This is a genomic window from uncultured Acidovorax sp., from assembly GCF_964021665.1.
Classification (GTDB): domain Bacteria; phylum Pseudomonadota; class Gammaproteobacteria; order Burkholderiales; family Burkholderiaceae_C; genus Acidovorax; species Acidovorax temperans.
Map to the genome: position 1 here is coordinate 71,658 of NZ_CAXIAK010000007.1, position 9,303 is coordinate 80,960.

Below are 9,303 nucleotides of genomic sequence, written 5' to 3' on the forward strand. Positions count from 1 at the left end.
CCTTCGGCTTCATGAACCCCAAAAAAGGAAACTGCCATGCAAGGCAACCCACAAGTCATCGAATACTTCAAGAACCTGCTGCGCGGCGAATTGGCGGCGCGTGACCAGTATTTCATCCACTCGCGCATCTACGAAGACCAGGGCCTGGTGAAGATGTACACCCGCCTGGACCACGAAATGCAGGAAGAAACCCAGCACGCCGACGCGCTGCTGCGCCGCATCCTCTTTTTGGGCGGCATGCCCGACATGCGCCCCAACCCCTTCACCCCCGGCACCACGGTAGTAGAGATGCTGCAAAAAGACCTGGCCGTGGAATACGAAGTGCGCGATGCCCTGCAAAAAGGCATGGAGCTGTGCGAGAGCGTGCGCGACTACGTAAGCCGCGACCTGCTGCTGGCCCAGCTGCGCGACACCGAGGAAGACCACGCCTACTGGCTGGAGAAGCAGTTGGGCCTGATCGAAAAAATGGGCCTGCCGAACTATCTGCAAAGCCAGTCGCAAGCTGCGGCCTGAAGGGTCTTAATGGGCTGAGCCCAGGGCAACCGCTCACTTCGCAATATTTGATCAAATCAAGCTCTAGCGCCCTCCAATCAAGCGCAAGCAGCTATTAAATCAATAGCATAACCATCAAAAAGGCCGCCAAGCATCACTGCTTGGCGGCCTTTTGCATGGGGTCAGTGCATCCAACCAAGCCACTCCAGGTGCGCCGCAGCGCGGGTGGCGATGACTGGAGCTTATGACTGCCGAGAGGGAGCCTCTCAGTCGTCCAGCAACGACAAATCGCGCACAGCGCCCTTGTCGGCCGACATGACCAGCTTGGCGTAGGCCTTGAGCGCAGCAGACACCTTGCGAGGGCGTGGCTGCGCGGGCTTCCAGCCCTTGGCGTCTTGCTCTGCACGGCGCTGGGCCAGTTCTTCGTCAGACACCAGCACGTTGATGCTGCGGTTGGGGATGTCGATGCGGATGCGGTCGCCATTGCGCACCAAGCCAATCGCGCCGCCAGCAGCGGCTTCGGGCGAGGCGTGGCCGATGGACAGGCCCGAGGTGCCGCCCGAAAAGCGGCCATCGGTCAGCAGCGCGCAGGCTTTGCCCAGGCCCTTGGACTTGATGTAGCTGGTGGGGTACAGCATCTCTTGCATGCCGGGGCCGCCCTTGGGGCCTTCGTAGCGCACGATGACCACATCGCCCGCCTTGACCTTGTCAGCCAGGATGTTGGCCACGGCTTCGTCCTGCGACTCGACCACATGGGCGGGGCCTTCAAATACCAGCAGGCTGTCGTCCACGCCTGCGGTCTTGACCACGCAGCCGTTCAGGGCGATGTTGCCGGTCAGCACGGCCAAGCCGCCCTCCTTGGAGAAAGCGTGCTCGTAGGCGCGGATGCAGCCTTCGGCGCGGTCTTCGTCCAGGCTGGGCCAGCGGGTGCTTTGGCTGAAGGCCACTTGCGTGGGGATGCCAGCGGGGCCGGCCATGTAGAAGGTCTTGACCGCGTCGGACGGGTTGCGCTTGATGTCCCACGCGTCCAGCGCTTCCTTGAGGGTCTTGGTGTGCACGGTGGGCACATCGGTGTGCAGCTTGCCCGCACGGTCGAGCTCGCCCAGGATGCCGTAGATGCCGCCTGCGCGGTGCACGTCTTCGATGTGGTACTTGTTGGTGTTGGGCGCCACCTTGCACAGCTGCGGCACATCGCGCGAGATGCGGTCAATGTCGGCCATGGTGAAGTCGATCTCGGCTTCTTGCGCAATGGCCAGGATGTGCAGGATGGTGTTGGTGGAGCCGCCCATGGCGATGTCCAGCGTCATGGCGTTCTCAAAGGCCTTGAAGCCCATGGAGCGCGGCAGCACGGTGGTGTCTTCTTCTTCGTAGTAGCGCTTGCACAGCTCCACCGCCAGGCGGCCAGCGCGCTTGAAGAGTTGCTCGCGGTCGGCGTGCGTGGCCACCACGGTACCGTTGCCGGGCAGCGACAGGCCCAGGGCTTCGGTCAGGCAGTTCATCGAGTTGGCGGTGAACATACCCGAGCAGGAGCCGCAGGTGGGGCAGGCAGAACGCTCGACCTCGGCCACGTCGGCATCGCTCACCTTGTCGTCAGCGGCCATCACCATGGCGTCGATCAGGTCGAGCTTCTTGAATTCGATTTTTTGTGTTTGTGGGTTGGCCAGCTTGACCTTGCCAGCCTCCATGGGGCCACCCGAGACGAACACCACGGGGATGTTCAGCCGCATGGCGGCCATCAGCATGCCGGGGGTGATCTTGTCGCAGTTGGAGATGCACACCATGGCATCGGCGCAGTGCGCGTTGACCATGTATTCCACCGAGTCGGCAATGATGTCGCGGCTGGGCAGCGAGTACAGCATGCCGTCGTGGCCCATCGCAATGCCGTCGTCCACGGCAATGGTGTTGAACTCTTTGGCTACGCCACCCGCCGCCTCGATCTCGCGCGCGACCAGCTGGCCCAGGTCCTTGAGGTGCACGTGGCCGGGGACAAACTGCGTGAACGAGTTGACCACCGCAATGATCGGCTTGCTGAAGTCGTCGTCCTTCATGCCGGTAGCACGCCACAGCGAGCGGGCACCAGCCATGTTGCGACCAGCGGTAGAGGTTTTGGAGCGGTAAACGGGCATCGTGATGTCGGGTGAAGTGTTGGAAAAAGGCGAAAGAGCGCCGGGGAATTATCCCCCAGCAGAAAAAAACCGGCTTTGCCAGAAGCCGCAGGTTAACCCTGAGCCATTTGCCATCGCCCCAAGGGCGCTAAGAACCTGTTCAAGATCTTTTTGGGGTCGCACGAGTGCCTTGCCGGGATGGGATGCAAGGCGCGGTGTGCAGCCAATAGCTCGGCTATTGGCAAACGCCGCAACGCCGCAGACCACCCGGCAAGACATTTGCCCGAAGGGTTGGAGTGAAATCGGGCGATTGGACGCCCCGGCTGCTTGCATGGGCACGAGCCCATGCGGCGCATCCGAGGCATCCACTCATCCCGATTGCACTCCAATGCGATCCCCCAAAAAGATCTTGAACAGGTTCTAAGGCGAGCAAACGAAGCTGGGGCGCCCCCAAGAACGGGTCTTGTAGCCCCACCACCTCAGCGGGGCTTGCGTGGGCGCATGCCCAGGGCTTCCTTGTTCTTGTTGATGCGATCCTGCTTGCGCTTTTCCATGCGCTCAACGGCCTTGCGCTTGGTGTACCCGGAGGCATCGGCCCACATCCACCATGCGGCCGTGGCGCCGAAGGAGCCCACGATCACCCACCAGGACCATGTAGCCACGGGGCCAATCTCCATGTACTTGAGCAGTAGCAACAGAAGTGAAATGCCTAAAAGATACATAACCGCCCCTCAAAAAATGCGAATTGCATTCGTTGACCAAACACAACCGGAAGTCAACGCGCATCACTACAATCGCGTTGAAATAACTGTAACCCAACCACAGGAAACCCACCATGAAACGTGCCCTGATCACCATCGCCATGACGCTTGCCGTTGCAGCCCCTGCCATGGCCGACCAAGCCCTCGCAACTTCCAAGAATTGCATGGCTTGCCACGCTGTCGACAAGAAGCTGGTGGGTCCTTCTTACAAGGATGTGGCTGCCAAGTACGCTGGTCAAAAAGACGCAGTGGACAAGCTGGCCGTCAAGATCATCAAGGGCGGCTCTGGCGTGTGGGGCCCCGTGCCCATGCCAGCCAACGCACAAGTGAACGAAGCCGAAGCCAAGAAGCTGGCTGCCTGGGTGCTGGCCCAGAAGTAATCCGCGCATCGCGCTACTTTGGCGGGCCGCAAGCTCGCCAAACAAAAAAAGCCGCAAACCTTTGGGTTGGCGGCTTTTTTGTTGCTGCGGAGTAAGACAGTGCAGCAGGCGAATACGTGTGTAACCAGCCTCAGGCCATCGGCTCGCTGCGCCCCACCAGCTTTTGTTCCAGGTGGCCCACGTAGGCCGCCGTGGTGTTGTCAGACTCCTGCGCACGCGCAGTGAGCCGGGTTTCCATGTTATCCAGCCGGTTCAACAACGCAGCATGGGCCTGGCTTTGTTGTTGCTCCAGAAATGCGCGAAGCTCGGTAAAGCGCGATGCTTCGGCCTTGTCGGCCAGCTCCCGCTGGGCCTGCATTTCTTTGGTATGGCGACGCGTTTCTAGCAATACCGAGCCCTGCAAAGACAACACGTACGCCACCAGCAAGACAGCCAGCAATGCAGTGAGCCCCAGCATGAGCAGCCCCAGTGGGGCCTCAAAGGTAGTCAAACCCACGGACACCGCCGTCACCACAGACAAGGCATCCCAATTGAGCAGAGCCAAGCCTGTAATCGCTACGATGATCAGTAGCAACAGGGTGGACAACATCTTCATAAAAACTCCTTCGCGAACCAGACTGGCACGTGGTACCCCAGACTGGAAGATCGATTCGCACACATCAAACGGGTGGGCGAATCCTCAAGAGCCAGCGACAGGGCATGTAGAGGGCGTTTGTACCTCAACTGCGGAGCTGGCAGCGATGCCAAGCCAAAGTTGCGCCTCCATCCTACAAAGGCGCAGCGATGCGCCCGATGAATGGGCCAAGCAAGCGCAAATCGCTCAGGCCATAAAAAAGCGCCTGCTTGGCAGGCGCTTTGTGAGATCAGACCTTAAAAAGGTCAGTTGGTCTGGGCCAGTTGATCCAGGATTGCGGGGTTTTCCAGCGTGCTGGTGTCCTGCGTGATGGCCTCGCCCTTGGCGATGCTGCGCAGCAGGCGGCGCATGATTTTGCCGCTGCGGGTCTTGGGCAGGTTGTCGCCAAAGCGGATGTCCTTGGGCTTGGCAATGGGGCCAATTTCCTTGGCCACCCAGTTGCGCAACTCGTTGGCGATCTGCTTGGCTTCTTCGCCAGTGGGACGTGAACGCTTGAGCACCACGAAGGCGCAAATGGCCTCGCCCGTCACATCGTCAGGGCGGCCCACCACAGCGGCCTCGGCCACCAGGTCGGTCTTAGCGACAAGTGCGGATTCGATCTCCATGGTCCCCATGCGGTGGCCCGACACGTTCAGCACATCGTCAATACGGCCAGTGATGCGGAAGTAGCCACGGTCAGCGCTGCGCACAGCGCCGTCGCCTGCCAGGTAGTAGCCCTTGAGCTCTTCGGGGAAGTAGCTCTTCTTGAAACGCTCGGGGTCATTCCAGATCGTGCGGATCATGCTCGGCCAGGGGCGCTTGATGACCAAAATGCCACCCGAGCCGTTGGGCACGTCGTTGCCCATCTCATCAACGATGGCCGCCGTGATGCCGGGCAGGGGCAGCGTGCAGCTGCCGGGCACCAGTGGTGTAGCGCCGGGCAACGGGGTGATGACGTGGCCGCCCGTTTCGGTCTGCCAGAAGGTGTCCACGATGGGGCAACGCTCGCCGCCCACGTTCTTGTGGTACCACATCCAGGCCTCGGGGTTGATGGGCTCGCCCACGCTGCCCAGAATGCGCAGGCTCGACAGATCGGAGCGCGCGGGGTGCACGGCCTCGTCGGCTTCGGCTGCCTTGATGAGCGAGCGGATGGCCGTGGGAGCGGTGTAGAAAATGGTGCACTTGTGGCGCTCGATCATCTGCCAGAAGCGGCCTGCGTTCGGGAAGGTGGGGATGCCTTCGAAGATGATCTGCGTGGCGCCTGCCGCCAGCGGGCCGTAAGCCACGTAGGTGTGGCCCGTGATCCAGCCAATGTCGGCCGTGCACCAGAAGATATCGTCTGCACGCAGGTCAAACGTCCAGTCCATGGTCATCTTGGCCCACAGCAGATAACCGCCGGTGCTGTGCTGCACGCCCTTGGGCTTGCCTGTGGAGCCGCTGGTGTACAGGATGAACAGCGGGTGCTCGGCGCCCACGGCCACAGGAGCGCACTCGGTGCTTTGGCCTGCCAGCGCTTCGGCAAAGGTCTTGTCGCGCCCGGCCACCATGTTGCAGGCCGTGGCCGTGCGCTGGTAGACGAACACGTTGCGGATGGTGTCGCAGCCGCCCATGGCCAAGGCCTCGTCAATGATGGCCTTCAGCGGCAACTCTTTGCCACCACGCATCTGGTAGTTGGCGGTGATCACGGCCACTGCGCCTGCGTCGATGATGCGTTCATGCACAGCCTTGGCGCTGAAGCCGCCAAACACCACGCTGTGCGTGGCACCAATGCGGGCGCAGGCCTGCATGGCAATCACGCCCTCGATGGTCATGGGCATGTAGATCAGCACGCGGTCGCCCTTGGCCACGCCGTGGGCCTTGAGCGCGTTGGCAAACTGGCTCACGCGGCCCAGCAGCTCCTTGTAGGTGATCTTGGTGACCTCGCCGTCATCGGCTTCGAAAATGATGGCGGTCTTGTTCTCGGTGGGCGTGCCAATGTGCTTGTCGAGGCAGTTGGCACTGGCGTTCAGTTCGCCATCATCGAACCAGCGGAAAAACGGGGCATTGGACTCATCCAGCGTGCGGGTGAAAGGCTTGGTCCACTGCACATTGGCGCGCGCCTGCTTGGCCCAGAAGCCTTCAAAGTCAGCTTCGGCTTCTTTGCACAGAGCCTCGTACCCGGCCATGCCGGAAATGCGCGCAGCTTTGACCACTGCGTCGGCTGGCGGAAACACTCGGTTTTCCACCAACACAGACTCAATTGCGGATGTTGTTGCACTCATGGTGTTGTCTCCTGGGTCATTGGAATAAGAATTCGCAAGTACTGTCTTCTGCCCCACTTACATGCTACTGACTCGCAGGTGACTATTCGGCTCAGGGTTAGCCCTTGGTTTCGACGGCCGTCACAGAGCGCCCCTAGAATCGCGCGTTCGCTTTTTGCCCCTTAACTCTCTTACCTCACGCAGGTTCGCATGTCCAAATCCCAGAATAAAACCAGCGCTCCACTGCGCCCCTTGCCCTCACTCATCTTTGCCAGCCGCTGGCTGCAGCTACCGCTGTACCTGGGGCTGATTCTTGCGCAGGCGGTGTATGTCTTTCACTTTTGGGTCGAGCTGGTTCACTTGGTGGAAGCCGCATTCGGCAACACCGCCGCCCTGAAGCAACTGGTTGCCAGCATTGGTTACAAGAGTGACTTCGAAGTCACTGCGCTCAACGAGACCATCATCATGCTGGTGGTGCTGGCGCTGATCGACGTGGTGATGATCTCCAACCTGCTGATCATGGTGATCGTGGGCGGCTACGAGACTTTTGTGTCGCGCTTGCACCTGGAAGAGCACCCCGACCAGCCCGAGTGGCTGAGCCATGTGAACGCGTCGGTGCTCAAGGTGAAGCTGGCTACCGCGATCATCGGCATCAGCTCCATCCACCTGCTCAAGACCTTTATCAATGCGGCCAACTATGACCTCAAGGTGCTGATGTGGCAGACCATCATTCACGTGGTGTTCTTGCTGAGCGCCCTGGCGATTGCGCTGACCGACCGATTGATGTCACACCCCAGCGATTCGCATTGAGCCGCTGACGCCCCGGACCATCGCTGAACAGCCCGGGGCGATTCCATCCATCAGACCATATTGCGCGGCACGACCCAGGCATCAAACTCCTGAGCCGTCACATGGCCCGAGGCCAGAGCGGCCTCTCGCAAGCTGATTCCTTGCTGGTGGGCCGCCTTGGCAATGGCGGCAGCCTTGTCATAGCCAATATGGGGGTTGAGCGCGGTCACCAGCATCAAAGACTGCTCGACCAGCGCTTCAATCCGTTCGTGGTTGGGCTCAATGCCCGAGGCACAGTGCTTGTCGAAACTGACCATGCCATCGGCCAGCAGGCGAACGCTCTGCAAAAAGTTGTGGATCACCATGGGCCGGAACACGTTGAGTTCGAAATTGCCCGACGCCCCGCCCACCCCAATCGCCACATCGTTGCCCATGACCTGAGCGCACAGCATGGTCATGGCCTCGCACTGCGTGGGGTTGACCTTACCGGGCATGATGGACGAACCCGGCTCGTTTTCCGGGATGGTGATCTCGCCCAGCCCGCAGCGCGGCCCGCTGGCCAGCCAACGCACATCGTTGGCAATCTTCATCAAACTGACCGCCAGCCCCTTGAGCGCGCCATGGGCCTGCACCAGGGCATCGCAGCTGGCCAGGGCTTCAAACTTGTTCGGTGCCGTCACCAGGTTCAACCCGGTCAAGTCAGCCAGTTCTTTGGCCACGGCCTGGGCATAGCCCGCCGGGGCGTTCAAGCCCGTGCCCACGGCCGTGCCGCCCAAGGCCAGCTCACACAAGTGGGGCATGGCTGCGCGAACGTGGCGCTCGGCATGGTCTAGTTGTGCCACCCAGCCAGATACCTCTTGCCCCAAAGTCAGCGGAGTCGCGTCCTGCAGGTGAGTGCGGCCAATCTTCACGATGTCGGCAAACGCTTCAGCCTTGGCGGCCAGCGTCATGCGCAACGCATGCAGGGCGGGCAGCAGCTTATGGGTCAGCGCATCCACCGCCGCCAGGTGCATCGCCGTAGGAAAGACGTCGTTGCTCGACTGGCTCTTGTTCACGTCGTCGTTGGGGTGCACCAGGCGGCCTTCCCCACGCGGGCCACCGAGCAATTCACTCGCCCGGTTGGCCAGCACCTCGTTCATGTTCATGTTGGTCTGGGTGCCCGAGCCGGTCTGCCAGACCACCAGAGGAAATTCCTCTTCATGCGCGCCAGCCATCACTTCATCGCAAGCCGCCACGATGGCCGTGGTGCGGGTGGCATCCAGCAAACCCAGGCTGTGGTTCACATACGCGCTGGCACGCTTGACCTGGGCCAGCGCCCGGATGAGTTCAGGGGCCATACGCTCACCCGAGATGGCAAAGTGCTGCAAAGAGCGTTGGGTTTGCGCCCCCCACAAGCGCCGCGCAGGCACGTCGATGGGGCCAAAAGTGTCGCGCTCCGTGCGGTAGGCCGATGCTTTGCCGTTGTGCAGTGTCATGTGCGGGATCCTGGCTTGCGAGTGAAGGACGGTACCCAGCATAACCAGTCCCTCCCATGGCGCACAAGCCCGTGGCTCAAAGCAGGCATGCAAGCCATCGGATAACCCTGACAGAACCACGCAAGCCCACGGAGGGATAATCGAAGGCTGTCGATTTCATCCCCACAAACTTCCCGCCATGACCACGACATCCATTCGCCAAGAAGACCTGATCGAATCCATCGCTGGTGCGCTGCAGTACATCCGCTACTACCACCCCACCGACTACATCGCCCACCTGGCCCGCGCCTACGAGCGCGAAAAGAGCCCAGCGGCCAAGGACGCGATCGCCCAGATCCTCACCAACAGCAAGATGAGCGCCACTGGCCACCGCCCCATCTGCCAGGACACCGGCATCGTCAACGTGTTCCTGAAGGTGGGTATGGATGTGCGCTGGGAAGGTTTTACC

9 protein-coding genes are annotated in these 9,303 nt (G+C 61.1%); 4 read left to right on the plus strand and 5 right to left on the minus strand.

Features of this window, described 5'->3' with window-relative positions; genetic code table 11:
- The first annotated feature begins 36 nt into the window (after nucleotides 1-36).
- Entirely contained in the window at nucleotides 37-513 is a 477-nt protein-coding gene (gene bfr, locus AADJ04_RS02915; RefSeq protein ID WP_067512193.1) for a bacterioferritin, read from the plus strand.
- Between the two features lie 245 nt (nucleotides 514-758).
- Here bfr and ilvD read toward each other — a convergent pair whose 3' ends face one another.
- Both ilvD and AADJ04_RS02925 read right to left on the minus strand, forming a co-directional pair.
- Nucleotides 759-2,618, minus strand: coding sequence for a dihydroxy-acid dehydratase (gene ilvD, locus AADJ04_RS02920; protein ID WP_341238686.1), 1,860 nt, complete (start codon nucleotides 2,616-2,618; stop codon nucleotides 759-761).
- Nucleotides 2,619-3,076: 458 nt separating this feature from the next.
- A complete protein-coding gene (locus AADJ04_RS02925) occupies nucleotides 3,077-3,319 on the minus strand; it encodes a TIGR04438 family Trp-rich protein (RefSeq protein WP_341238687.1) in 243 nt (80 codons plus the stop codon).
- 113 nt (nucleotides 3,320-3,432) lie between these two features.
- Here AADJ04_RS02925 and AADJ04_RS02930 point away from each other — a divergent pair, with 113 nt between their 5' ends.
- On the plus strand, nucleotides 3,433-3,738 hold the full coding sequence (locus AADJ04_RS02930; RefSeq protein ID WP_044398681.1) for a c-type cytochrome: 306 nt from the start codon (nucleotides 3,433-3,435) through the stop codon (nucleotides 3,736-3,738).
- 130 nt (nucleotides 3,739-3,868) lie between these two features.
- Here the strand turns inward: AADJ04_RS02930 and AADJ04_RS02935 are convergent, their stop codons facing one another.
- Together AADJ04_RS02935 and acs are read right to left on the minus strand one after the other, a co-directional pair.
- On the minus strand, nucleotides 3,869-4,333 hold the full coding sequence (locus tag AADJ04_RS02935; RefSeq protein ID WP_066789249.1) for a Signal transduction histidine kinase: 465 nt from the start codon (nucleotides 4,331-4,333) through the stop codon (nucleotides 3,869-3,871).
- Nucleotides 4,334-4,617: 284 nt separating this feature from the next.
- Nucleotides 4,618-6,612, minus strand: a complete 1,995-nt coding sequence (gene acs, locus AADJ04_RS02940; RefSeq protein WP_341238688.1) for an acetate--CoA ligase — start codon at nucleotides 6,610-6,612, stop codon at nucleotides 4,618-4,620.
- 189 nt (nucleotides 6,613-6,801) lie between these two features.
- Here acs and AADJ04_RS02945 point away from each other — a divergent pair, with 189 nt between their 5' ends.
- On the plus strand, nucleotides 6,802-7,401 hold the full coding sequence (locus tag AADJ04_RS02945) for a TIGR00645 family protein (RefSeq protein ID WP_341238689.1): 600 nt from the start codon (nucleotides 6,802-6,804) through the stop codon (nucleotides 7,399-7,401).
- A gap of 50 nt (nucleotides 7,402-7,451) precedes the next feature.
- Here AADJ04_RS02945 and fumC read toward each other — a convergent pair whose 3' ends face one another.
- Nucleotides 7,452-8,855, minus strand: a complete 1,404-nt coding sequence (gene fumC, locus AADJ04_RS02950; protein ID WP_341238690.1) for a class II fumarate hydratase — start codon at nucleotides 8,853-8,855, stop codon at nucleotides 7,452-7,454.
- 178 nt (nucleotides 8,856-9,033) lie between these two features.
- On the opposite strand from fumC, the gene AADJ04_RS02955 reads away from it, so the two are divergent.
- A partial coding sequence (locus AADJ04_RS02955) for a fumarate hydratase (RefSeq protein ID WP_341238691.1) occupies nucleotides 9,034-9,303 on the plus strand: 270 nt, incomplete at its 3' end.

Excerpts from the sequence above, each read along its gene's own strand:
- ilvD (WP_341238686.1), bottom strand. The coding sequence starts at position 2,618 with ATGCCCGTTTACCGCTCCAAAACCTCTACCGCTGGTCGCAACATGGCT.
- AADJ04_RS02930 (WP_044398681.1), top strand. The coding sequence starts at position 3,433 with ATGAAACGTGCCCTGATCACCATCGCCATGACGCTTGCCGTTGCAGCC.
- AADJ04_RS02945 (WP_341238689.1), top strand. The coding sequence starts at position 6,802 with ATGTCCAAATCCCAGAATAAAACCAGCGCTCCACTGCGCCCCTTGCCC.
- bfr (WP_067512193.1), top strand. The coding sequence starts at position 37 with ATGCAAGGCAACCCACAAGTCATCGAATACTTCAAGAACCTGCTGCGC.
- AADJ04_RS02925 (WP_341238687.1), bottom strand. The coding sequence starts at position 3,319 with ATGTATCTTTTAGGCATTTCACTTCTGTTGCTACTGCTCAAGTACATG.
- fumC (WP_341238690.1), bottom strand. The coding sequence starts at position 8,855 with ATGACACTGCACAACGGCAAAGCATCGGCCTACCGCACGGAGCGCGAC.
- acs (WP_341238688.1), bottom strand. The coding sequence starts at position 6,612 with ATGAGTGCAACAACATCCGCAATTGAGTCTGTGTTGGTGGAAAACCGA.
- AADJ04_RS02935 (WP_066789249.1), bottom strand. The coding sequence starts at position 4,333 with ATGAAGATGTTGTCCACCCTGTTGCTACTGATCATCGTAGCGATTACA.